Raw genomic sequence first — 26,569 nt, 5'->3', positions numbered from 1 at the left:
GGCTCCCCCTCCCCGACTCGAACGGGGGACCTGCGGATTAACAGTCCGTCGCTCTAACCAGCTGAGCTAAGGGGGAATTACATCAAAAAAGTTTGTAAGAAAATTGGCTCCCCCTCCCCGACTCGAACGGGGGACCTGCGGATTAACAGTCCGTCGCTCTAACCAGCTGAGCTAAGGGGGAACTATATTCTTAAACTTTATAGCTATCAGACTTTAAATTGGCTCCCCCTCCCCGACTCGAACGGGGGACCTGCGGATTAACAGTCCGTCGCTCTAACCAGCTGAGCTAAGGGGGAACATATCGTCGTCTGACAACGGGGCGCAATCTTAATTATCGAGTCGGTCACTGTCAACCTATTTTATGTCTTATATTGTACATTTTAGTCTATTTGGCTAGTTCCTAATCAATATTCAATAAAGAACAAAAATATATTGGCATTTTGTTGGAAATTAGATTCAAAGTTTTTGTCCATTTTGGGGCGAGTTTTTGCAATTCACTAGGGCAACGGTCTGTGGCATTTTATCCACTGAATCTGTGGATAAGTCTGTGTGTGACTTTGTTATATATTGCTACAGGCCACTAAAATCGTGTGTCAATACAGTAAATGTAAAAATCTTCAATTATTTTATAATCATATATATATCAATACCTTACGTTGCTTGTGTGGTGTATTTATGCAGTTTGGTACGAAAAATAATCATAAGCATAGGTTAAAAAAAATAAGCTGTGTACAACGACAGTGGTTATTGATTATTTTTCGTTTTAAAAGCGCTTAATTATTGATTAATATTGAATTTATGACAGGTTTGTAATAAAAGTTAAATTAAATAGAAACTTAAGGTGAACATAAGTGTGAGTTTCATTAGAATAGACTTTTATTTTTTGAGTTTATTTTTATATCTATGTCCTCTTCTGAAAATTTGTTAACGGCACCTATCGGTCCAGTCCTTAAAAAAATGACCAAACAGGTCTTGTTTGGCATGATTTTGTTAATGTCGTTCAACCTTGTTGATACTTATTTTATTGGTTTACTTGGGACTGACCCTTTAGCCGCAATTAGTTTTACCTTTCCTGTTACTTTTACCATCATTAGTTTATCCATAGGTTTAGGTATCGGAACCTCAGCGGTTATTGCTAAAGCTCGAGGTGCTAACTTATTAGAACAGGCTAAAGATGATGGATTAGGTGCGTTAATACTTTCCTTTATGCTAGTGGCTGTTTTAGCTTTTACCATGTATTTATCTACAGACTCTATATTTACCTTGCTTGGTGCAAAAGCAGATCTGTTGCCATTAATTCATGATTATATGGATATTTGGTATATAGGTGCCGTTTTTTTAATGTCGCCAATGGTAGGGAATGCAGTATTAAGAGCATCCGGTGATGCTAAAACGCCAAGTTTAATTATGGCGATGAGTGGCTTAATTAATGCGATTTTAGACCCTTTACTTATATTTGGTATTGGCCCATTTCCTGAACTGGGTATGCAAGGCGCTGCAATAGCCAGTGTTATTGCTTGGGGATTTGGTTTTGTGATCGTTATTTATGTATTAGCCGTAAAACGTAAATTGATTTGGATACGTTGGATCCCATTTACCCAATTTGTAGCAGTAAGCCGCCGTATATTAAAAATCGGCTTACCTGCAGCCGGAGCCAATATGCTAACGCCAATAGCAATGGCGGTATTAACCGCGATGATCGCCGTTCATGGTAATGCTGCTGTTGCCGGTTTTGGTGTTGGAACTCGAATAGAGTCTATTGCCAGTATGGTCGTGTTAGCGCTATCAATGACATTACCTCCTTTTATAAGTCAAAACTTTGGGGCTGGGCAATGGGACAGAGTAGAGCGGGCCTATAAATCTGTGATTAAGTTTATTTTATTATGGCAATTAGCGGTATATGTGTTGTTAGCTATGATTGCAGGTTATATTGCAATGGCGTTTGGTAAGAATGATCCTGAAGTGATGAACGTAATTAAATTGTTTATTTGGACTCTACCGTTAAGTTATGGATTCCAGGGCATTATCATATTGTCGAATTCATCACTTAATGCATTACACAAACCAATGAAAGCCTTATTGTTGTCGGTTGTTCGTTTATTTGTTTTTTATGTGCCGTTTGCTTATTTAGGTTCGGTTTATTTTGGTTTAATAGGTTTATTTATTGGCGCGTTAATTGGTAATGTATTTACTGCATTTATCGCTTATAAATGGTTTTTAAAAGCATTACCACAATCTGTAGTTGTAGAGGCAAAAGTTTAATTCATGGAAAAAATTAATAAACCGTTTGATTTACACAGTAAATTTGAGCCAAGTGGTGATCAGCCCACTGCAATAAAACAGTTAGTAGAAGGTCTAGACAGTGGTTTAGCTTATCAAACATTATTAGGTGCAACAGGTACAGGTAAAACATTTACCATGGCTAATGTTATTAGCCAAGTTGATAGACCAACTTTGATAATGGCGCATAATAAGACGTTAGCCGCGCAGCTGTATGGTGAAATGAAAGAGTTTTTTCCAAACAATGCCGTTGAATACTTTGTTTCTTATTATGACTATTATCAGCCTGAAGCTTATGTAGCTTCTACCGATACTTTCATAGAAAAAGATGCATCTATTAATGAACATATAGAACAGATGCGACTTTCTGCCACAAAAGCTTTAATGGAACGACGTGACGTTATTATTATCGCTTCAGTGTCTGCCATTTATGGTTTGGGCGATCCTGAGTCATATATGAAGATGTTGTTGCATCTTCGAGTTGGTGAGATTGTTGATCATAAACAGATTTTATTACGCTTAGCTGAATTACAATACACTCGTAACGACATCGAATTTCAGCGTGGTTGTTATCGTGTTCGTGGTGATGTTATTGATATTTTCCCTGCCGACTCAGACAAATATGCGATTCGAGTTGAATTGTTTGATGAAGAAATTGAGCAATTAACCAGTTTTGATCCATTAACGGGAGCACTTGAGCGTAAAATTACTCGTGCTACTGTCTTTCCAAAAACGCACTATGTTACTCCGCGCGAAAAAATAATGGCAGCAATTGATCACATTAAAGTGGAATTGAAAGAGCGTAGGGCACAATTAAAAGATTTAAATAAACTAGTAGAAGAGCAGCGTTTAAGTCAACGAACTCTATTTGATATGGAGATGATGCGTGAACTTGGTTATTGTTCGGGTATCGAAAACTACTCTCGTTATTTGTCAGACCGAGATCCTGGCGCGCCACCACCAACCTTAATCGACTATTTCCCGTCAGATGGTTTGCTTCTTATCGATGAATCACATGTAACTGTGTCGCAAATAGGCGCTATGTATAAAGGTGACCGTTCCCGTAAAGAAAATCTAGTGGAGTATGGGTTCCGTTTACCATCAGCGTTAGATAACCGACCTTTACGTTTTCCAGAGTTTGAACAACTTGCGCCGCAAACAATTTATATTTCAGCAACACCGGGTAATTATGAACTGGAAAAATGTGGAGACGATGTTGCCCATCAAGTTATTCGTCCAACCGGTTTATTAGATCCAATTATTGAAGTGAGACCAATTGAAACCCAAGTTGATGACTTAATGTCAGAAATTCATTTACGGGTTGAGAAAAACGAACGTGTATTAGCCACAACGTTAACCAAACGTATGGCTGAAGACTTAGCTGACTATCTTGCTGATCACGGCATTAAAGTACGATATCTCCATTCCGACATAGACACAGTTGAACGCATTGAGATCATTCGTGACTTACGAGCTGGTAAGTTTGATGTGTTGGTTGGTATTAACTTACTTCGTGAGGGTTTAGACATGCCGGAGGTTTCTTTGGTGGCGATTCTAGATGCTGACAAAGAAGGTTTTTTACGTTCAGAACGTGCGTTAATCCAAACCATAGGTCGTGCAGCTCGTAACATTAACGGTCGAGCTATTTTATACGGAAATCGCATTACTAAGTCGATGAAAAAAGCCATTGATGTAACAAATGAACGTCGTGAAATACAACATGCGTATAATGTAAAACATGATATTACGCCACGTGGTGTAGTGAAAAGTATTACCGATATTATGGATGTTGGCGGTGAGAATAAAGCACTTAATGCAGCACAAAAAATCTTAATTAAAGAAGGGTTAGCCGAGTACCGTGCTAAATCGCCAACTGAAATTGCTAAAGAGATAAAAGTGATAGAAGGGCAGATGATGGAACATGCTAAAAACCTAGAGTTTGAAAAAGCCGGAGAGTTAAGAGATAAGGTAATGCAACTGCAACAACAAATAATTAAGAATTCTTAGCATCTGTTTACCTTTCGCTATAACAGCATGCTTATTTAACAAAAATACCAATCAGTTTAATTGACAGACATTAAATTTGATTGGTATTAGCTCCAACCTGCCAAAGATGTCTAGATGAGAATTTACCTCAAAAAGAATAAAATTCCACTCGTAACAAATGGCCAATTCACAACAATCCCCCCTAAACTGATCGTTTAATATACTCGTGTAATATGGTGTAATATTTTGAATCATGTAATCATGTAATCATGTAATCATGTAATCATGTAATCATGTTGTTATACATTCCAATATTTTAATTAAGGAAGTTTACATGTTTATACGTTATTTAACGGTTAGTAACCTTGGTTGTTTTAATATATCTAAACTACTCAGTCATAGTATGCGCGTTGTTGCAGTCACGGCTTTTGTTTTTACTCTAGCCGCCTGTAGTCGCTCCTCTTCAAGTGACTCGGGTGATACTGAAGTGGTGGTTGATGGAGGAAATAGCTCAGAAGTAGACACAACCCCTCCAACAATTACCTCTGGCACAACAGCAACCGCTATTGATGAGAGCAGTGGTGCAAGCCAAGTTATTTACACTGCTACATCAGATGACAGCGCAGCCGTGTATACATTATCGGGTACTGATAGCAGCTCATTTACCATTAATGTCAGTTCAGGTGCGGTAACGTTAACCGCTAACCCAGATTATGAAACTAAAAGCAGTTATAGTTTTACCGTGGTTGCCACAGATAGCGCAGGTAACAGTGCTTCTACTACGGTAACTCTTGCCGTCAATGACATTGCTTTAACCTCGTTTAGCCTTGATGATATTGATGCTGCATCTGGTGATATTAAACAAATGACTTTAACGTGGAGTTCAGCAGCTTCAATTAATACTCAATGTGTGAAGTATAGCGTATGTGAAAAAGACACCACGCAAACCAACAACTGTAATGAATTAATGTCAGTAACGGATGAATTAACCGCCGATGTTACGGTAAGCAGCTTAGTTAGCGCATTATCAACGGATTATTTTATTTTAGCCTCATCAGCTGGTGAGTTTGAAGCGTCTTCAGAAGCGAACGTTGGTGTAGATGAAGTAACCAAAATGATTGGTTATTTCAAAGCCTCTAATGCAGGGGCAAATGATTATTTTGGCAATAGTATAGCGTTAAGTGATGATGGTACGACGTTAGCGATAGGTGCTCCTTATGAAGATAATAGTGCAACGGGCGTTATTACAGATGGCTCAGAAACGACTGATGTTGGTGCAGCTTCCGGCTCAGGCGCTGTGTACCTATTCAGTCATAACAGCGGTAAATGGGTGCAAACTGCGTATGTAAAAGCCTCCAACACAGGCAATGGTGATTTTTTTGGCTATAGTATAGCGTTAAGTGATGATGGCACGACGTTAGCTGTAGGTGCTCTGTATGAAGGTAATAGTGCAACAGGGGTAATTACTGATGGTTCAGAAATCGCTGGCGATGTGAGTACAGTGGTTAATTCAGGCGCTGTATATCTATTCAATAACAGTGGTGGTACTTGGACGCAAATTGCGTATGTAAAAGCTTCCAATACTGGATCAGACGATAACTTTGGCCATAGTCTAGCATTAAGTGCTGATGGTACGGCTTTGGCGGTAGGTGCTATAGGAGAAACAAATAGTGCAACGGGTGTTACTGACGGCTCAGTAATCACAGAGCTTAGTACGATTAATGACGCAGGTGCCGTATATCTATTCAGTAACAGCAGTGGTGCTTGGGCACAAACTGCCTATGTAAAAGCCTCCAATACAGACGCTGGTGATCAGTTTGGCTATCATATAGCGCTCAGTGATGATGGTAGCACGTTGGCGGTAGCTGCTTTAGGAGAAGGTAATAGTGAAATAGGCGTTATTACCGATGGTTCAGAAAGCCCTAGTAACGGAGGAGGCGATGTTGGTCTCGCTAGTTATTCAGGTGCCGTATATCTATTCAGTAATAGCAGTGGCACGTGGGCGCAAATCGCGTATGTGAAAGCGTCCAATACAGAGGAGTTGGATAGATTCGGCTATCATATAGCGCTAAGTGGAGACGGTAATACGTTGGCGGTAGGTGCTTCAAGTGATGATAATGGTTTTACTGGAATTCTCACTGATGGCTCAGAAAGCCCTAGTAACGGGGGAGGCGATGTTGGTGCCGCTTATGATTCAGGCGCCGTATACCTATTTAGTAAGAGTGGTGGTACTTGGGCACAAACGGCTTATGTAAAAGCCTCCAACACAGGCAGTAGTGATTGTTTTGGCTGTAGTATAGCATTAAGTGATGATGGCGCGACATTAGTGGTAGGTGCTTTCAAAGAAGATAATAGAGCAACTGGTATCATTATAGATGGCTCTGAAGAAACAGGGGATGTTAATACTGATTCTGACACTGGAGCAGTATATTTATTTAGTAATAGTAGTGGTGATTGGGCACAAACTGCCTATGTAAAAGCCTCTAATACGGGGGGAGATCAATGGTTTTCCTCTGCGGTAGCGTTAAGTGGTGATGGCGAAACCTTAGCGGTAGGTGCTCCTCAGGAACTTAATAGTGCAACGGGCATTATTACTGATGGCTCAGAAAATTCAAATACAGGAACAGCTGCTAACGCAGGAGCAGTGTATATTTATTAAGTGAAGTTTTTTCTGGTGAGGCTTTATTTAATAAAGACTAGCTCAATATTGTGGTATTTGTTGTTGAGAGCAAACACTTCAATATAACTAAACTAAACACAGTAATATAAAAAAGCCTGAGTCAATGCTCAGGCTTTTTTGTGTTAAATATCAACAATTTCACATAAGTTAACACTTTGACGCAAAAGATATTAATCAATACTCTAGGTTACTTTAAATTATTCTTAATAAAAACATTAACTAAATCTGTAAAAAAAACAAATGTGTTGCAAAAAATAGATTATTTTATCACCCAAATTAAAATGTTAATTGATCTGCTCTAGAGTTTTAAAGTTAGAGTTAATTTAGGAAAATATAATACTAATCATCTTATTCAAAAAATAGCGGAATAGGAGAAGTTGTATACAGTAACATCGGATGATAGCGCAGCTGACAGCGATTTATTCACCATTGACGCAAGTTCAGGTGTGGTAACGTTATCTGATAATGCAGACTTTGAAACACAAAGCAGTTATAGCTTACGTTTGTTGCTACCCCTGAGCAACATACACAATCCGGTTAATTGAATTGGTGTAAGTTAAATAAGGCGAGTAGCTAAACCTAAACAACATCTAAAAAAACCAAATACCATCCTTCCATTCTTTATTATGACAAATCTTACTTAGAGTTATATATTACCTCGGTATTATGTACTGAGGGACATCGTCTTTCTTATGATAATTATTATCCGGTGACTTCTCCAAAGAGGGAGGCGCTGACAACAGGGTTCTTATGAGCAGAGATTGTTCATAAGTAAAACTATAAATATGAGATTATGTATGCAAAAAACTAAAAGTTCACATCACAATATAATTAAATCAGTACTGTTGGGGCTGGTAATAACACTGTCTAGCATTGCACAAGCGTCCGGTGAGGAATATTTAAATTACGGCTTACATTGGGTTAATGTTGATAACAATGGCAATGAAAATCAAGAGAAAGGAGTCGATAATAACAGTAACGTAATCATTGATGATGTTGCTTATTATGATCCGTCTAAGCCTACTGTGATTTATTTTCATGGTTGGCAAAGTGGTATGGCTGAAGATGACTATAGCGTAGAAGATTTTTACTTTGATGATGTTGATGCTAATACCGCAAAAGCTTGGAAATACCAAGGTTGGAATGTCGGTATTTATCACTGGGGCCAATTTGCAGATGAGAGCGAATTAAAAGACGCTGAAGCTAAAATTTGGAGCGTTCAAGGTGATAAAGGAATGCGTTACCGTTTAGATGATGGCAGCTATAGTACTGTGCAGTCGCCAAACGAATCTTTAGGTGGTTTGTCATTCAAGCATATTACTACAGCATTAAAAGGCAATTCATCAGGTGATATTCGCTTTGTGGGACACTCTTTAGGTAATCAGCTTGCTGTTGTTGTTGCAAAAAAAATTAATGAAGGTGTGAATGACGGGTCTGTATCAGCTTCTTTAATGCCAGGGAGAGTTGATTTACTTGACCCATTCTGGTCGCAAGGTGATAAAAGTTATTTAAGTGGTGATTGGACTGGAGAGCGAGTTCGTTCTTACATTGAAGATATGATCTCTAAGCAAAATACAGCGGTTACTTGGTATAAAACATCTGCCATTTTTGATTTATGGGTTGGCGACCAAAACACAGATTTAGAAAAGCATGTTGCTTTAATTAATAATCGTTTTTGGTATTTAAGTTCAGTTGCTATTGCTGATAAGCATGTTCATGCTCGTAAATGGTATTTCATGTCAATGGCGTATGACGCACCAGAAGAGGTAACTATTAATTGGTGGGGCAAACGTTCAGAAACCGGTTATGATGCTGCGAGTGCGAGCTCATCTGACAATCATATAAGAACAATGATGAATGATGACGAACAATGGGACCAGGTTGAAGGGCGCTATACAGCAGACCCTTCAGATGACCAGTTTGAAGTTAAAGATTATTAATCCCAAATAATAAAAACAAAAAAAGAGGCGAAAGCCTCTTTTTTATTTATGTATTATTATTCAATCTTGATCAGAGATCAGACTCCCAAATAACAACTTGTCCTTTAAGTTCTTCAATACGCTCAGCAAACTGTTTATGTAACACATGACGTTTAATTTTTAACGTAGGTGTTAATACATCGTTTTCAGGTGTCCAAGGTTCAGACACGACCACTACAGCTCCAACTCTTTCATGGGACTCTAAATGGTTATTCACTGATAGTAGATTTTCTTTTAAAGACTCAGCCACTTGCTCTTTTGGTAGTGATGATGCACCTTCAGAAAGCTGAACTAAGGCGACAGGCGCGGCCATACCAGAGCCTAAAATACATAACAGCTCAATATGTGGGTCTTGCGCTAACATCTTCTCAATAGGAACAGGAGAGACAAACTTGCCTTTTGCTGTTTTAAAGTTGTCTTTTACTCGACCAATAATAGTAATGGCACCTGTTTCAGGGTCTATTTGGCCTAAATCGCCCGTTTTGAAAAATCCATCTTCAGTAAACGATTCTTTAGTCGCTTGTTCATTTTTATAATAGCCATCAAACAAGCCACCACTTTTAAATAGCAGTTCGCCTTCATCTGTGGTTTTTATTTCACAACCTGGTAATGCACGGCCAATCGTTCCAATAAGTTTTTCTTCAAACGGAAAACAACCAACTGCGTAAATACAGTTTTCTGTCATGCCCCATGCTTCACAGACATTCAAACCTATTTTGTGATACCAATGCAGGATTGAAGGTGAGATAGGTGCAGAGCCACAAGCAAGTAATCTTGCATCTTGTAAGCCTAACCCTTTTTGGATTTTACGTTTAATAAGGCTAGATACTAAAGGAACCGATAACAAAAAGTTAAGTTTGCTGTTACCAATTTTATCAATAATATTTTTCTGGAACAGGCTCCACAAGCGTGGAACTGAGAAGAATGCGGTAGGATTTGCATATTTTAAATCCTCGACAAAAAACTCAAGTGACTCAGTGAAGTATAATGTTGTATTAGCGTGATAAGCCACACCTTCAACAAAACAGCGTTCGGTAATATGTGCAAGCGGTAAATAAGACAACATTCTGTCTTTATCTGTTATTTCTAACAAGCTAACAATTTCAGAGTTTGCCCAGTTAAATGCACGATAGCTAATAACCGCACCTTTAGGATTACCTGTGCTGCCCGACGTATAAATAATAGAAATGGTTTCATCTAAGTCAGGTGCATGTATTGGTAATGCTTCATCATGAGCGACTAAAGTTTGCAGTTTACGCCAGTCGTACTGACAAGGCATAGTTTCGTAACCCATAGATAAACGAACAACGGCACCTTTAACGCCAACGTCAGCATCTTGCCATTTATCTAATTTACCGATAAATGCGGCTTTTGACTCTGAATGCTCTAACACATATTGAATAGTCTCAGCATTGGCAGAAGGGTAAATAGGAACGCTGATCATGCCAGCGCGCATTATTGCTAAGTCAGCAATTAACCATTCAGCACAGTTTTTTGAAAGAATGGCTATTTTATCGCCTTTGGTAAAACCAAGGTGATGTAGTGAAGCTGCGATGTTTTCTACTTTCGTTTTCACTTCAGACCAAGTATGAGTTTGAACCACTCGGTTTACTGGTTGGTGTAAAAATACTTTATTTGGCGTTGTTTCAGCCCAATGATCTAACCACTGTAATGGAGTGAATTGGCTTTTATCCATTGATTCCGCCTTTTATATTTATTATTAAATAATCTGTTGATTGAGATTGTGTACTTAGTATCAATTAACTTGTTAATTGATACTTTTATTTTTTAGCTTAACGCATTATGAATAAAAAAAATCATTTAGGCTAGGGGCTATTTCTCCTTCATTTAAGCTTATTTATTTACTTTTAGCTACAAAAAAGCAGAGATGTTATCTCTGCTTTTTGTTAGTTAGCTTATGAATAATAAGGATTACATCACTCGCATGCCAGGCTGAGCGCCGTCGTGCGGTTCTAAAATCCAAAGCTCTTTTCCACCAGGACCTGCGGCTAAGATCATGCCTTCTGACATGCCAAAACGCATTTTTCTAGGTTTAAGGTTGGCAACAACAACGGTTAATTTACCTTCCAATTCTTCTGGCGTGTATGCCGCTTTTATCCCAGATAATATTTGACGAGTTTCACCGCCAATATCTAGTTGGAATTTAAGCAGTTTTTCAGCACCTTCAACGTGTTCCGCTTTTACGATTTTAGCAATACGTAAGTCGATTTTAGCAAAATCATCAAATTCAATTTCTGCTGCAATTGGATCATCTGCTAATGGGCCTGTTGCAACTGGTTTTGCAGCAACCAAATTGTCTTTAGAGTCATCAACCATTTTGGCTACTTTATCCATATCAACACGCTGCATTAACGCTTTGAATTTATTAATTTCATGACCCATTAAGTTATTATCAACTGAAACCCAAGTTAACTCAGAATTTAAGAAGCTTTCAACTTCCGCAGCCATATTTGGTAATACAGGTTTTAAATACACCATTAATATACGGAATAAGTTAATACCCATAGAGCAAACATCGTGAGTTTGTTGTTGTAATGCATCGTCTTTAACGGTGACCCAAGGGGCTTTGTCATCAATATATTTGTTAGCTTTATCAGCAAGAGCCATGATCTCACGAATTGCTTTGGCAAATTCACGATTTTCATAACATGTAGTAATACTTTCTTTAGCTTGTTGGAATTCAGCTAGTAACTCTGGGTTATCTATGTTGTCAGATAACTTGCTATCGTAACGTTTTTTAACAAAACCGGCACAACGGCTGGCAATGTTAACCACTTTACCAATTAAGTCTGAATTTACTTTTTGACCAAAATCATCAAGATTTAAGTCTAAGTCAGTAATGCCGCTATTTAACTTAGACGCAAAGTAGTAACGTAAATATTCAGGGTTTAAATGATCTAAAAACGTTCTCGCTTTGATAAATGTGCCACGAGATTTCGACATTTTTTCACCATTAACGGTTACAAAACCGTGGGCGAATACATTGGTTGGCTTACGGAACTTAGCGCCTTCAAGCATGGCTGGCCAAAATAGGCTGTGGAAGTAGATAATGTCTTTACCAATAAAGTGATAAAGCTCAGTATCTGAACCTTCTTGCCAAAACTCGTCAAAGTTAACGCCGTTTTTGTTACATAAGTTTTTGAAACTTGCCATGTAGCCAATTGGCGCATCTAACCAAACGTAGAAATATTTACCCGGTGCATTTGGTATTTCAAAACCAAAATAAGGCGCGTCACGGCTAATGTCCCACTGTTGTAAACCTTGTTCAAACCATTCTTCTAGCTTGTTAGCCATTTCTGTTTGAATGCTGCCACTGTGTAACCATTGTTTTAACATAGGTTCGAATTTAGGCAGATCAAAGAAATAATGCTCAGAGTCTTTCATTATTGGAGTTGCACCAGAGATCACTGATTTAGGATTTACTAAATCAGTAGGTGTATAAGTTGCGCCACATTTATCACAGTTATCGCCATTTTGATCATCTGCGCCACATTTAGGGCAAGTACCTTTGACAAAACGGTCCGGTAAAAACATTTGCTTTTCAGGATCAAATAACTGGCTGATAGAACGCTTAGCAATAAACCCAGCGTCATTCAGTTTGTTATATATTAATGCCGATAACTCTTTGTTTTCTTCACTGTGGGTGCTGTGGTAGTTATCAAACTCAATTAAAAAATCATCAAAATCTTGTTTGTGTTCAATACCTGTTTTAGCAACCATTTCCTCTGGTGTAATGCCTTGCTCTTGAGCTTTAAGCATAATGGGTGTGCCGTGGGCATCATCCGCACAAACGTAATAACATTCGTGGCCTTGAGATTTTTGAAAGCGCGACCAAATGTCAGTTTGAATATATTCAAGTAAGTGACCTAAATGTATTGGACCATTGGCATACGGAAGGGCACTGGTTATTAAAATTCTGCGGTTTGATTTGTTTGTTGGCATAACTATGAAAAAACCTTTATAAACAAGTTGTTAGATGTACCGATTGTATTAATGAATGACTAATTCATAAATACAATTGGTATTTACATAACGAGTTGGTGTGTTACTTAGTGAACAATTCATCAAAACGCTAGAGTTTAGGCGGGTGATGTTACATAATTTACCGCATATTTGCACCTATCAAGATAAAGATTAAGCCAATAATGAAATTTACCAATTTATTTTCTAAGTCAAAAAGCAATGCCAAGGCTAAGTTAGGGTCAAACTCGGAGCAAAACCAAGGGAGTAACCACGATAAAAGTGAAAGTTTAAGCGCGCAAAAACAACAATTACGACAAGCGTTAAATGATTTATCGCACCCTCTTTTTCCAAATGGAATATACGGACAAATTGCTATCGGCTTAAACAATGATACGTTTGAAGTTGAGTTACCTATTTTATTAGGAAAACTAGCACCTGAAATAACAGGTTTATTACAACAACAAACTCAACTAATAACACCTATCAAATTTACTTATAAACCAACAGTGACCAGTAAACATCAAATTGAGAATATTAAATTAGTGGTTGCTGTGGCTTCTGGCAAAGGTGGAGTTGGTAAATCAACCGTTACGACTAATTTAGCCGTTTGTTTAGCGCAACAAGGCGTGAAAGTTGGTGTGTTAGATGCTGACATCTATGGTCCTTCTGTTCCTATTATGTTTGGTTTGGCTGGTAAGTCTATTACCTCTAAAGATGGTAAAACCATGGAGCCGTTTGAGCGTTTTGGCGTTTCTTTAAATTCTATCGGCTTTGTGGTTCCTGAAGATAAAGCAACAATTTGGCGTGGGCCAATGGCATCTAAAGCATTAATGCAGGTTATTAATGAAACTAACTGGCCAGAACTCGATGTATTATTAGTGGATATGCCACCGGGTACTGGCGACATACAATTAACTATGTCTGAAAATATTAAATGTGATGGTGCTTTAATTGTGACAACGCCACAAAATGTTGCGTTAGCAGATGCTGAAAAAGGCATAAATATGTTCAATAAAGTGAATACACCGATATTGGGCTTAGTTGAAAATATGAGTCAATTTATTTGTGATGGCTGTGGAAAAACGCATTATTTATTTGGACAAAACGGCGGACGTGATTGTGCGAACAAACATAACGTAGCCTTGTTAGCTCAGTTGCCTTTATTACCTGTGGTAAGAGAATGTGCAGATGAAGGCACTCCTTATGCAGTTAATAAAGCTGCTACTGATGAAAATTCGGCGTTGGAGTATCACCAACTGGCATTTTCACTTATGATGCAGTTATCAAAACAAACTGAGTCGGTGATCACTCTCGGTTAGTTAACATCTCAATTATTTTAAATAGGGAACTATCAGCGATAGTTCCTAATGAATACAATACTTAACCTAAATTAGGATAGACAATGCGTCTTTGCGACACAGATATTATTAAATGCCTTAATGATAATAAAATTGGTATATCACCTCGCCCATCTGATGATGCTATTTCTGGCGTTACGGTCGATTTAACTTTAGGTAATAAATTTAGAGTGTTTCAAGAACATTCTGCACCGTATATTGATTTAAGTGGACCAAAGCACGAAACAGAAATTGCATTAGAGTCAGTTATGAGTGATGAGATCACAATTGATGCAGACAAAGCCTTCTTTTTACACCCAGGTGAACTTGCACTAGCAATGACTTATGAGTCAATAACTTTACCAAGTGATTTAGTTGGTTGGTTAGACGGACGTTCGTCATTAGCCCGTTTAGGTTTAATGGTTCATGTTACCGCACATAGAATTGATCCCGGTTGGTCTGGCAACATAGTGTTAGAATTTTATAACAGTGGCAAGTTACCTTTAGCATTAAAGCCACAGATGAAAATAGGTGCGTTAAGTTTTGAAACTATGTCAGCACCTGCGGCTAAGCCTTATACATCAAGAGTTGATGCAAAGTATAAAAATCAAGCAGGCGCAGATGGTAGTCGTATTAATCAAGATGGATAAAGCCGTTTATATTAATAAATAGGTTATGAGTGTGTAGTAAATAAAAGGCCTAGTAAGATAATTTTAGGACTTTTTCTTTATTGAATTTTAATTGGGTATTGGTTGTCAGGAGAAATACGGGTTGGTCATGCGGTTTTTTATCTAAGTTACCTTCAATCAATTTGTACTCGTTTTTTTACTGAACCAAACGGAGTTGGCAATCAAATGTCTTTACGTAAACATAAAGTGATTCAAGTTTTAATGGTGCTGGTTGCTATCGTTATTGCGATTCTTGCCTTTGAAATTCATAGAGATAAAGCTCCTGATAACAATTCGGTTTCTAGTAAAAGCCAACCATTTAAAAATAAATTTAATATAAATTATATAGATGACAGTGAAAATAAACTGTCATTACCTCAAGTTTCTAAACTGCCTTCTGGTATGTATGCCGATTCAAATAAAGAGATACACTCTCCAGATTCATTGGTTTTTAGTGTTTGGTATAAAGTAACTTTAAAACCAAATGAAGATGTTTTATCCCAGCCTTTTAACGTTACAGTTGATAACCCCACATTAGATAAAATCACCTTTTACTTAATGAGTAAGGATAAAGTGATACACACTAAAAAAGTAGGAGATACGGTTTACTCTAAAAATAATTTTGTTTATGTTATCCCTCAAATAAACATAAATCATGGCATGCATCATAATCAATCTTTATATATTCATATAGAAACCAATGGCGCTAGCGGCTCTCCCATTGTTATTGAGCCTGTGGATAAATCTCAGTTAAGAAGCAGCGCCCAATTAATGCTAATTGGTGGTTTTATCGGTGTTGTACTGATCATGATTATTTATAACTTTATTATGTTCAGAGGAATAGGCGACCCGTCATATTTTAATTATATTGGCTATATTATTTTTGGTGGTCTTGCGATTGTTTTAATTAATGGATTTGCGTTTTACGTTTTTCCATTTACCGTTGCTAAATGGCTCAATCAACATTTAATGCTTACCCATTTTTCAGGTTTAACTTTTGCTCTTACCTTTGCTATTTCATTTCTACGTTTTGATAAAATAAAACCTTGGTTTGTCAATTTAGGTATGGTTGCATCAAAAGTGATTTTAGTGTTTGCTTTAAGTGGTTTGTATTTTACGGAAGCTACATTAACGCCTTTTTATTTTGCTGCTGTTTTATTTGTTTATGTTTACGTGCTTAGTTTGATGGCTATGGTAATTAATGCACGTTTGATGTGGGTTAGATATTATTTATTGTCTTGGTTACCTCTATTTTTAGGTGTAGGTATAGGAATTGCGACATTTAATGGTGGTGTTTCTTATAGCTTTCTTACCCGAAATGCTGCTTTGTTAGGAGTACTCGCAGAAATTTCTATTATGGCTATTGCTTTAATGGATAGATTTCATGCTAATGAAATAGATAAAGAATATAGAATTAATCATGACTCTGTTACACGATTACCAAATAAAACTGCGTTAGAATCGGCTTTACAAAAATTAATTAACGATAAAAAATCATTCACTTTAGTTTTATTTGAAATTCCAGAAGCAAATACGCTTATCCCAAGTTTAGGTAAAGATATATCAGATGAATTCTTTATTCAGTTATTTAATAACGTAGAAGGTTATGCTGATGGTTTAACTTCTGTTTATGAGTTTGAAAATAACCTTGAAAATGAAACTTTTCATGTGGCGCGTGTTGGAGAGTCCTGTTTTTCACTTGTTTTTGTTGGTGACTTATCTGATGAAGCGTTATCAGATAATTTTTTAGCTATTCAGGAGGCTGTTTCTACCTTCATTTCAGTTAACCGTGCGGCTATTTCAGTGTCTTGTTATGCGGGGGTAGTTAGTTATCCAAATGATACTACTGATAAAGAAAATATTATAACCTTAGCGTTTCAAGCTCTATTGGGTTCTACACAAAATAAACATGATTGGACTAGATACGAACAACAAAAATCTGAAAATATTAAAAAACGCTTTGAGCTTGCGGCTGAATTACAAACTGCAATCGACTCAGATGATCTTGAGCTGTTTCATCAACCACAAATAAATATGGAAACGGGTGAAGTTTCAGGCAGTGAATTATTGCTAAGGTGGAACCATAACGAATTAGGTTATATTTCTCCTAGGCGAATTATCAGTATTGCCGAAGAAACTGGAACTATAAATCATTTAACTGAATGGGTGATCACGCAAGGTTTAAATCAACACGCTAAACTCTACAAACTTGGCTTTGAGCACACAGTATCAATTAATATATCTAGTAAAGATTTAACCGACAATGGACTTATTGCTCATATTTTAACAATAATCACTGAAAGTTTAGTACCTCCTGCCTCTGTTATTTTTGAGTTAACTGAATCGGCAACTCTTGAAGAGCCTGAGGCGGCTAAAACTGTTATCACTGAATTACACCAGCAAGGGTTTAAAATTGCTATTGATAATTTTGGTACAGGTTATTCAAGTTTGGATTACTTAAGCCAATTACCTTTTTATCAACTTAAAATTGATAAACGCTTTATGAACATAGACAAATCACCGAGTAATAGAACCATTACTGAGATGGCTATGATGTTAGGTAATCGGTTAGGTGTTTCTGTTGTTGCTGAAGGCGTTGAAACTCAAGGTACTGCCGATATATTAAAAACACTTTCATGTCCTTTAGCTCAAGGTTATTTGTACGCCAAACCTATGGCATTTATAGACTACATGAGATGGCTACAGAAAAAGCCTTAATAGTTTAATTTTAGACGGGCGATAGCCGAACTAATTAATCGATATTCACCCGTGTAAAAATATAACCTATTGATATTTATTATGTTTAGAGTCTGATAATTTCACTGTTCTAGTGGATATTTATAAAATCAAATGGTATTTTAGTGATCAAAGTCGGTATGTAGCGCAGCTTGGTAGCGCACTTCGCTGGGGGCGAAGGGGTCGGAGGTTCGAATCCTCTCATACCGACCAATTAACACTGCGTTAACTTTGTGGATAATTCACGGTTTACTTAACTAATGACTTTTCTTCTCTTGTTTTTGTTAAAAAATATTAAGAGAATAAAACTTAAATTATCCAACTTTGATAAAATATATAAATAAAAACCTTCAATTACTCAAAATAATCTACTTTAATTATATTCTATAAAGTAGCTATTAAAATACACCCCGCTAAATACGTGGCTTACAAGAATCTTGTCATTGTTACGTAATAAAACTGTCAAGTTAATGTCTTTTTACAGTCACTGTTTTGTCATTTTAAGTCCTTAATCTACACCTCGATATTTAAATTCAATCAAACTATAAATGTATTTGGAGTATGTAATGGAACTTAAAGACTTATTTAAACTTTCTGCAATAACACTAGCATTAACTATGACTGCCGCTTGTGACAGTGATGACGATAAGGTAACTGAAGAAGTAGTAGAAGTAGTTGTTGAACTTACAGCTGAAGAAGAGCTAGAAGCTGAGTATTTAGAAGCGACTGGTGAAACTGCTGATATTGAAATTATCTCAGGTACAATTACATCAGATATGACATTAACTGCAGATAAAATATACGCACTAAGCGGTCCTGTTGCAGTTGGTAATGATAATGAAGACAGTACAATATTAAGCATTGACCCAGGTGTTACTATTTTTGGTGAAACAGGTAATGACTATTTAGTTATTAGCCGCGGTTCACAAATTGAAGCTGAAGGCACAGCAACAGATCCAATTACTATGACATCTAAAGCTGATGTACTTGGTGAAACTGTTGGTGCTGGACAATGGGGTGGACTTGTTATTCTTGGTAATGCAAGTTCTAACAAATGTCCAGATGACGGCACAACATGTTCTTTGCAGGTTGAAGGTGCATTTGATGGTGCTGTGTTTGGTGGAACGGATGATGAAGATAACTCTGGTACATTAAACTACTTAGTTATTAAATACGCTGGTTATGAAATTGAAAGTGGTAATGAATTAAACGGTATCACATTTGGTGGTGTAGGTTCTGGTACTGAAGTTGATTATGTTCAAGTACATGCAAATGCCGATGATGGTGTAGAGTTCTTTGGTGGAACTGTTGACGTTAAACATTTAGTATTAACAGAAAACCAAGATGACTCTGTAGATTGGGATAATGGCTACCGCGGAAATATGCAGTTTGTTCTTATCAAGCAGCATGCAACTGAAGACGCTAACCGTGGTATTGAAGCTGATAACGATGGTTCAACACCTGAGTTAGAACCATTTTCTAACCCAACAATCTCTAACATGACAATCATTGGTGGTTCTTTCGATGGAGATGATGATTCAGAAGGTATCTACTTACGTGAAGGAACTAAAGGTTCTTTCTATAATGTAATCGTTACTAACGCTCTTGGTGAATGTTTAGAAGTTGAAGGTAATTCAGTTTCTCAAGGTCACTTAGAAGATGGTGAAATTAATTTCCATAGTTCAGTAATCGCGTGTGAAGAAAACTTTAAAAACGGTAGCACGGATGACTTTCCAAGTGTGACTATGACTGACTTATCAACATGGTGGACAGCTAGTGCAACTAACTCTGGTAACTCTACAGCTGACGATATGGCTGCAGTGTTAAACGGAATATTCACAATCGATACAACGGCTGTTACTCAACCGACTGGAACATTCTTTGATACTGTTGATTTCATTGGTGCAGTTAAAGACTCTGCTAATGATTGGACTGCTGGTTGGGCTGTTGGTTTAGAAGACTAATAGTAAATACTTGCAGTATATGTACCGCAGCTTTTAACTGGAACTACAGTTAAAACTAATAAAAACCAGCTATTCGTAGCTGGTTTTTTTATGCGCCTAATTTAACAATTTAATTAGCTATACAAGCCGAGTTATACCAACAGATCTATAAAAAGCTCTGTATAAAATGTAAATAAAAATAGAAAGGGTAAATAAAACAAACATATTTAAGACATTTATTTGTCATTTAAAGCATTTACACTAATAGCATATTAAGTTACTCGTTAGCTTTAATATGTGTTTTAAACCCCTGTTGTATTCGGCCGCAAATAATATTTGCGGCTTTTTTTTACTTATTTTTTATAGCCTGTTAACCCGAGTTTAACTTATTAAAATTAATCAAAATAATGTTACAGATGACATATTTTAGACATGCAAACCTATTATTCTGAATGGGTATTAATATCTTATAGATGTTAATAAACGAGTATGTTTTTTCATGTGAACATGTTCATTTGCCGCAATTATATTTGCGGCTTTTTTTTGCTTTTAGAAAAGTCAGAGCTGTAATTGTTTATGTGGAGTTTAGACTAACAAAGCCAGTTTAAAATCCACCAAACAGTCTTTGTCATAAAGTTGTAACTATTGGTTAATGAAACTGTCACATATGACTCCTAATATGTCATCAAAATTATTAATAGATTACTGATGACTCAGGAGTAACCAATGAGCCAATCGTCACCAATTTTTACTTTATCAGCAATGACACTTGCTATTGTATCTTCACTAATACCAATATCTTCTTATGCTGTAGAAGATGATAAAGCCGTAGAAGATGATTATATTGAAGAGGTTGTTGCCACGGGTACACGCCTAAAAGGCAGCGCAGCTGCGGTTATTGAAGAGAGACGTAATCAAGCATTTGTTGCTGACATCATGGGTGCTGAGCAAATTTCACGTTCCGGTGATGGTGATGCTGCTGCGGCACTACGCCGTGTAACGGGCTTAACCTTAGTTGACGGTAAATTTATTTATGTACGTGGTTTGGGTGAGCGTTATTCATCAACTCAATTAAATGGTGCTGCAGTACCAAGCCCAGATCCGACTCGTTCTGTTATTCCACTGGATTTATTTCCTGCTGAAATAATTGAAGGATTAGCAGTTCAAAAATCTTTTTCTCCTTCAATGCCCGCTGCTTTTGGTGGTGGTAATGTGGATATTCGTTTAAAAAGTATTCCTGATAGTCATGTATTTAATATTAGTGCAAGCATTGGTGGAAACACGAATAACTTTGATGATGGTTTAACTACAACCGGTAGTGATACTGATTGGTTAGGCCAAGATGATGGTACTCGTGATGCGCCATCTTCCATTTCTCAATATTGGGCTGGAATTGGCGAGTCCTCAGATTCTTTAGATTACTTATCCAGCTCTGAAAGTGTAGAGGGGATAATGGACTTAAATAAGGATTTAACACCTAAATTAACAGCCATAGGTCCAGATGTTGGTTTTAATGTCGTATACGGAGACGTTTTTGATACATCTTTAGTTGGCAACAGCTTAGAGTTCGGATTCTTAGCGACATTTGCTTATGATAATTCATGGCAAGTTGCGCAGGAATACCAACTAGAAAGCTGGAGTGCTAATGAAACTGATGAAGGAACCAACTATACCTTTATACGTGGTTACGATGATATTTTAAGTACAACTCACAATGTTAAAACATCTTATATGATCAATTTAGGTGCTAATTATAATAAAGCACATGAATTAACGCTAAATTATATCGCACTTAACGATACAGAAGATGAGTCAAAAGATAAGTTTGGCCAGTCAAACAATATATCGCCAAACGAAAATAATGCGATATTGAATGTCAAAGAAACAACGTATGAAGAGCGTTCTTTAACCGCATTACAAATAAGCGGACAACATACCTTTGCCGATTTAAACCTTCTTGGTTTTGATTGGATTTATTCTGACTCTGAGTCAAACCGTTATGCGCCAAGTAATGTGGAAGCAATATACATAATATCTGACGATAATAACGATGGTATTTATGATAGTGAAACTGAATCGTCTGTAAGCTCAAGTAATACAGCGGTTCGTTTTGGCTTTCAAGACTTAGTTGACGATGTCCAACATTTCTCATTCAACGCCTCTTTACCGATTTATTTGTCTGGTTTAGAAATGGAATTTAAAGTCGGTGCTAGCTTTGTAGAAAAAAAACGTGAAGCAATTAATCGTCGATTTAACCTTGATACTCGTAAATTACCATCAGATTTTGATTTAAGTGGGAATGATATAAATCAGATATTATCTAATGATAAGTTAGAAAATGTATCATTGACTGGCTCTATATTGAATGACACGACAAATGATGGTGATTTATATACTGCCGAGCAAAATATAGATGCTTATTATTTTGAAGCCGACTTCTTTATTAATAACAAATATCGTGTCTCTGGTGGTTTCCGCTTTGAAGACTTTACCCAGCTGGCAATCCCTTACAATCCATTTTCCGGTGAAGTTGACTTTACCCGTGAACAAGAAAGCGTTGCTGATTTAATCTACGCGGATGATGGTATTTATCCTGCGTTAGCCTTAACTTATTTGTTAAACGATGAAATGCAATTTAGAGCTAGCTTTAGTCAAACGGTTGTACGTCCAGATTTAAGAGAAGTTACTGTTTCTACTTACAGAGATCCGTTAACTGGATTTCCAGTGTCAGGTACACCAGATTTGAAAACAACGGATATGACCAATATTGATCTTCGTTGGGAATGGTATATGCCAGCAGGTAATAATCTGTCAGTGGGGGTATTTACTAAGTCGTTAGAAAATCCAATTGAGTCAGTTCAATCACCAGCTCAAGACGGTCCACCACTTATTCGTATTGCCAACGGTGAAGATGCAACTGTAACAGGTATCGAGTTTGAGTTTTTACAAGATTTGAACAGCTTGAAAGGTTTGTTTGGTCAGGTTGCTGAAAACTCATTTGTCTCTGGTAATGTTACCTTAAGTGACTCAGAAATCACTTTGGATAGACAAAATATTGTTGAGCAGACTGGTGTTTCTACATCCATTACAAACTTAGAACGCCGCTTAACTGGGCATTCTGAATACGTTGTTAACTTACAATTAGGTTACGATTCACCAAATGGGGAACATTTAGCCACTGTGGTATATAACGTATTTGGTGAGCGCGTTATTATTTCTGGAATTGATGGCTTTGATGATGGAATGGAACAACCATTTCACTCATTAGATGTTAACTATACTTATTTCCCAACTTATTCTAGTCAGCTTAAATTTAAAGTAACTAATATTTTAGATGAACAAAAAGAGATCACATTTGATGATGAGCTTTTACGTTCTAGCACTAAAGGTGTTGGCTTTAGCATGAGCTATAAAGTTGAGTTTTAAATTAAACCAGGGCAAAGGTTGGGCTGTTATAGCCCAGCCGTGCGTCATATTAGGTCATTAATAATTAACAGTATTACTACAGCTATATCTGTTTCAGTTATTTAATTTAATAATTATAAACAGATGAGCGATAAATGTATGCAAGTTGGAACACACATGAGAGCTAACATAAATCCGCCACAAGTATCAGAGATACCATTAAAGTCATTTTGTGATGAGGCCGATTTAAATGCAATTAAAGTGCATTTAACTCAGCTGTTGCATAGACCCTCAATTACACCAAATGATGCGGGTTGCCAACAATACTTAAAACGTTTTTTCAAAAACTTAGGTATGACTGTTGATGACTTTGAAGTCGAAGGGGTTAGTAATTTAATCGCAAAAATTGGCCGCGGTTCTACACGCGTTGCATTTTGTGGTCATACCGATGTTGTGCCAGCACTAAATACAGATTTATGGCACAGTGAGCCATTTTCTCTGTCAGAGCGAGACGATAAATTATATGGACGTGGTATTGCCGACATGAAGGGCGCGATAGCCTCTATGTTAACGGCGTTTGAACAAATACTACCTAACTTAGACTTAGAAAAATTTAGCTTTTACTTTTTGATCACCAGTGATGAAGTTGGTGATGCTGAATATGGTACAAAAGAAATTGTATCTCGTTTAGCTCAAACCCAAGAATTACCGCATTATTGCATAGTTGGTGAGCCTGCCAGTCTTGACCAGTCTGGCGATGTATTAAAAATAGGCCGTCGTGGTTCTATTTCAGCCGAAATAACCATTATTGGTAAATATGGTCATGTGGCATTTCCGCAAAATGCAAAAAATGCCTCACATACTGCTGTCGTAATGGGAAAATGGTTAACTCAGCAATCTTGGGATCAAGGTAGTGATGATTTCCCTGGGAGCCATTTAGAGATCACGAGCATTCAAACTTGTGACTCTGGCGATAATGTAATTCCAGGTGAGTGTAGTTTAAAGTTTAATGTGCGTTATTCTCATAAAGAGACAGAGGCAAACATTAAGCAACGTATTGTTAACGGATTAGTGCAACTAAAACAGTTAGCTAATGATATATCAATTCGCTGGTATCGCTCTTGTGAGCCATATTACACGTCCGGCGAAACGGCAAACAGTATGAACGATTCAGCACCGTCCAATATTGAACCTATCCATAGTGAAATATTAACCGAAGAGCCTCTAACCGCAGAAACGTCATTGCCGATAGATATTGATTTAGTTGCTGAGGTTGAACAAGCCATTTTTGATGTGACAAAACGGTTTCCACGTTTATCAACCGCTGGCGGTACATCAGGCGGGCGATTTATTGCAAAAAATGGTTGTCAGGTTATTGAGCTAGGTTTACCAAGCCATACTATTCATCAAGTTAATGAATATGTTACAGAAAAAGATATTCTGGATTTAACCAATCAATATATGCAAGTGTTATATCGAGTGGCTGGGAAACAATAGTCACTTGATTTTACTTGTCATATTTTCGTCATAAAGTGGTCACAGTTTTTAAATAGACTGCGCATAAATTATGCTGACATTAAGATTGCTACAAAATGAGAATATCAAGTTTAGTTAAAGTAACATCAGTTGGAATATTAGCCGCCGTAGTACTGATGACACTTTCCACTATTTGGGCTAATGTAAAACTCACTGACTCCGATCTTGTTTACGCTAAATACCGCTCTATTTATCACGCAATCACTGTAAAGCTTTATCGAGATGTTCAAAGTTATTTGGTCACAGGTAACGCGGTAAAGTTAAGTGATGCAGAAAGCCAAGTTGATAGTATTTTAGTTGCATTATCCTCAGCCAATATTGATGAAAATCTTACTTCAAAATTGACCCTGCAGTTACAAGTATTAAAAACTAAAATGTCTGGTAAATATCGAGCGTTAGGAAAATTAAGCGGTAATGAACAAGCATTATTAGAAAATGCAGAACGTAATATATTGGACACTATCGACAGCTTAGTTGCTTATGCACAAGAAGGTGCACCGAACAACGAAGTAGCGGCAAAACAATACTTAGGCCTATCATCAAAACTTTTATATCGAGTGTATGACTTAACAAGTACTCGTCAAAGCTTCATTCATTCTCAAAACCCAACGACTAAACAAAACTTAATTGTTAACTTAAATGAGACTAAGCAACTAGCAACAAACTTAGCATTATTACCTTTATTAGATGTTTTTGAACAAACAGATGATGATGACTTTTTTGGCGGCGATGACTTATTTGAGGATGAAGACGAAGAGCAAACTGACAAAGGTGAAGATTTAATATCAGAGTTACAAAGCTTGTTAAATCGTTACCCAAAAGAATTAGACAATACTTCAGCAATTATTTTACAACGTACCTCTTCACTGGCAGAAATTAAAACCGACATTGATGAGCTTGAACTATTAGCAAACGATGTGGAGATAGCTGTGTTTGCCAGCCGAGATAAAACGTACTCTCAGGTGGCCATGATCATAGCCTCTATGTTGGTGTTGTTTTTAATTGGTTCTGCCATGAATTATCTGGTCATGTATAAACTTGTGTTAACACCATTACGTTACTTACGCGATGCATTTAATAACTTAGTGACACAAGGCTCTATTGAGCGGATAGATGACAAATCAACGACAGAATTTGGTGAAATAGCTCGTTTTTTCAATCAATTATTGGATAACGCTGAATCCGATAACGATAAAAAATCGCAGCAAATGAATGTAGTGTCACAAGCGTTAAACTCCCTTGGCACTGAAACTCAGCAAATTTCAGATGCAACAATTAATACACAACAACAAGTTCAGCAATCACAAGATGTCTTAGCTAATTTGTCACAAATAAATAAGCAATTAAATGCCTTAGCTGGCGAAGTACAGGAAAATGCTAACCAAACTCTACAAGCTATGGTTTCTGGCCGTGAAGGTGCCAACCAAATGCAGCAAGCTAATTTAGCAACCGTCAGTAAAATAAATCAAAGCAATAGCACTCTTGATGATTTGGTTGTTAGTGTCGATAAAGTGCAGGAAGTCATGGATGTATTAAAGTCGATAGCCGACCAAACAAATCTACTAGCGCTAAATGCGGCTATTGAATCAGCTCGAGCGGGTGAGCAGGGACGAGGTTTTGCGGTTGTGGCTGATGAAGTAAGAAAGTTGGCAATAAAAACGCAAGAGTCATTACTCGACACTAGCCAAATTTTAGATCAATTAAACAATTATAGTCGTTTGTTACAAACTAATATTGGTGAAATATCCTTGGCTGCTGAACAGCAAACAAGTTTAGCGGCTAATTTAATAGAGACCACGAACTTAGTTGAGCAAAAGGCCGTTAAGTCATCCGAAGTTTCATTACAGACCATGAGTTGTGCCAAAGAACAACAAAGTGATTTTGAAACATTTTCGGCATTAATGCAGCAAGTAGATCACACAGTAGAAGAGGCTCATCAGCAGGCTAAGTCAGTGCAAGGTTCTGTTGCGCAACAAGGTCAATTGATCTCTCAAACCTTCAACATAAAGTAACTACCCATTTATTAATTGGGTTT

13 protein-coding genes, 4 tRNA genes and 1 pseudogene are annotated in these 26,569 nt (G+C 37.2%); 13 read left to right on the top strand and 5 right to left on the bottom strand.

All coding sequences use genetic code 11. From position 1 onward, the window contains the following. Positions 1-2 precede the first annotated feature (2 nt). The 3 genes from Q0940_RS15770 to Q0940_RS15760 form a co-directional block, all read right to left on the bottom strand. Positions 3-76 (bottom strand) — tRNA-Asn (locus tag Q0940_RS15770). 28 nt (positions 77-104) lie between these two features. Continuing rightward, a tRNA-Asn gene (locus Q0940_RS15765) sits at positions 105-181 on the bottom strand. 38 nt (positions 182-219) lie between these two features. Continuing rightward, a tRNA-Asn gene (locus Q0940_RS15760) sits at positions 220-296 on the bottom strand. A 607-nt stretch (positions 297-903) separates the two neighbouring features. Between Q0940_RS15760 and Q0940_RS15755 the strand changes: the two genes are divergently transcribed. The 5 genes from Q0940_RS15755 (at position 904) to Q0940_RS15735 (ending at position 8,886) form a co-directional block, all read left to right on the top strand. After that, a complete protein-coding gene (locus Q0940_RS15755) occupies positions 904-2,262 on the top strand; it encodes an MATE family efflux transporter (RefSeq protein WP_299270666.1) in 1,359 nt (452 codons plus the stop codon). A 12-nt stretch (positions 2,263-2,274) separates the two neighbouring features. After that, positions 2,275-4,287, top strand: a complete 2,013-nt coding sequence (gene uvrB / locus Q0940_RS15750) for an excinuclease ABC subunit UvrB (RefSeq protein ID WP_299270676.1) — start codon at positions 2,275-2,277, stop codon at positions 4,285-4,287. Between the two features lie 313 nt (positions 4,288-4,600). Further along, positions 4,601-6,925: a cadherin domain-containing protein gene (locus Q0940_RS15745; RefSeq protein WP_299270662.1), complete on the top strand. Its 2,325-nt coding sequence runs from the start codon at positions 4,601-4,603 to the stop codon at positions 6,923-6,925. A 398-nt stretch (positions 6,926-7,323) separates the two neighbouring features. Continuing rightward, positions 7,324-7,491, top strand: a complete 168-nt coding sequence (locus tag Q0940_RS15740) for a cadherin repeat domain-containing protein (protein WP_299270659.1) — start codon at positions 7,324-7,326, stop codon at positions 7,489-7,491. A gap of 252 nt (positions 7,492-7,743) precedes the next feature. Then, entirely contained in the window at positions 7,744-8,886 is a 1,143-nt protein-coding gene (locus Q0940_RS15735) for a hypothetical protein (RefSeq protein ID WP_299270656.1), read from the top strand. Between the two features lie 70 nt (positions 8,887-8,956). On the opposite strand, the gene Q0940_RS15730 is transcribed toward Q0940_RS15735, so the two are convergent. Then, entirely contained in the window at positions 8,957-10,621 is a 1,665-nt protein-coding gene (locus Q0940_RS15730) for an AMP-binding protein (RefSeq protein WP_299270653.1), read from the bottom strand. A gap of 236 nt (positions 10,622-10,857) precedes the next feature. Beyond that, positions 10,858-12,888, bottom strand: coding sequence for a methionine--tRNA ligase (metG, locus tag Q0940_RS15725; protein ID WP_299270650.1), 2,031 nt, complete (start codon positions 12,886-12,888; stop codon positions 10,858-10,860). 203 nt (positions 12,889-13,091) lie between these two features. On the opposite strand from metG, the gene Q0940_RS15720 reads away from it, so the two are divergent. The 8 genes and pseudogenes from Q0940_RS15720 to Q0940_RS15685 all read left to right on the top strand — a co-directional run bounded on the left by Q0940_RS15720 (position 13,092) and on the right by Q0940_RS15685 (position 26,546). Beyond that, on the top strand, positions 13,092-14,228 hold the full coding sequence (locus tag Q0940_RS15720; RefSeq protein ID WP_299270646.1) for an Mrp/NBP35 family ATP-binding protein: 1,137 nt from the start codon (positions 13,092-13,094) through the stop codon (positions 14,226-14,228). Positions 14,229-14,311: 83 nt separating this feature from the next. Further along, positions 14,312-14,896 carry a dCTP deaminase gene (gene dcd, locus Q0940_RS15715; RefSeq protein ID WP_299270644.1) on the top strand — a complete coding sequence of 195 codons (585 nt, stop codon included), beginning with the start codon at positions 14,312-14,314 and terminating at the stop codon, positions 14,894-14,896. Positions 14,897-14,998: 102 nt separating this feature from the next. After that, the gene (locus Q0940_RS15710) at positions 14,999-17,632 is read left to right on the top strand and encodes an EAL domain-containing protein (RefSeq protein WP_299270641.1); all 2,634 of its coding nucleotides are present in this window, start codon (positions 14,999-15,001) and stop codon (positions 17,630-17,632) included. Between the two features lie 154 nt (positions 17,633-17,786). Continuing rightward, positions 17,787-17,863, top strand: a tRNA-Pro gene (locus Q0940_RS15705). A 533-nt stretch (positions 17,864-18,396) separates the two neighbouring features. Next, positions 18,397-19,614 (top strand): annotated as a pseudogene (locus tag Q0940_RS15700) (hypothetical protein); the annotation flags it as partial. 705 nt (positions 19,615-20,319) lie between these two features. Then, positions 20,320-23,019: a TonB-dependent receptor gene (locus Q0940_RS15695; RefSeq protein WP_299270638.1), complete on the top strand. Its 2,700-nt coding sequence runs from the start codon at positions 20,320-20,322 to the stop codon at positions 23,017-23,019. Between the two features lie 156 nt (positions 23,020-23,175). Next, the gene (gene dapE / locus Q0940_RS15690; RefSeq protein WP_299270635.1) at positions 23,176-24,495 is read left to right on the top strand and encodes a succinyl-diaminopimelate desuccinylase; all 1,320 of its coding nucleotides are present in this window, start codon (positions 23,176-23,178) and stop codon (positions 24,493-24,495) included. Between the two features lie 95 nt (positions 24,496-24,590). Continuing rightward, a complete protein-coding gene (locus Q0940_RS15685) occupies positions 24,591-26,546 on the top strand; it encodes a methyl-accepting chemotaxis protein (protein ID WP_299270632.1) in 1,956 nt (651 codons plus the stop codon). The last annotated feature ends 23 nt before the right edge of the window (positions 26,547-26,569 follow it).

The sequence above is a fragment of the uncultured Psychrosphaera sp. genome (assembly GCF_947500655.1).
Classification (GTDB): Bacteria; Pseudomonadota; Gammaproteobacteria; order Enterobacterales; family Alteromonadaceae; genus Psychrosphaera.
This window is presented reverse-complemented; position numbering and strand designations above follow the sequence as displayed.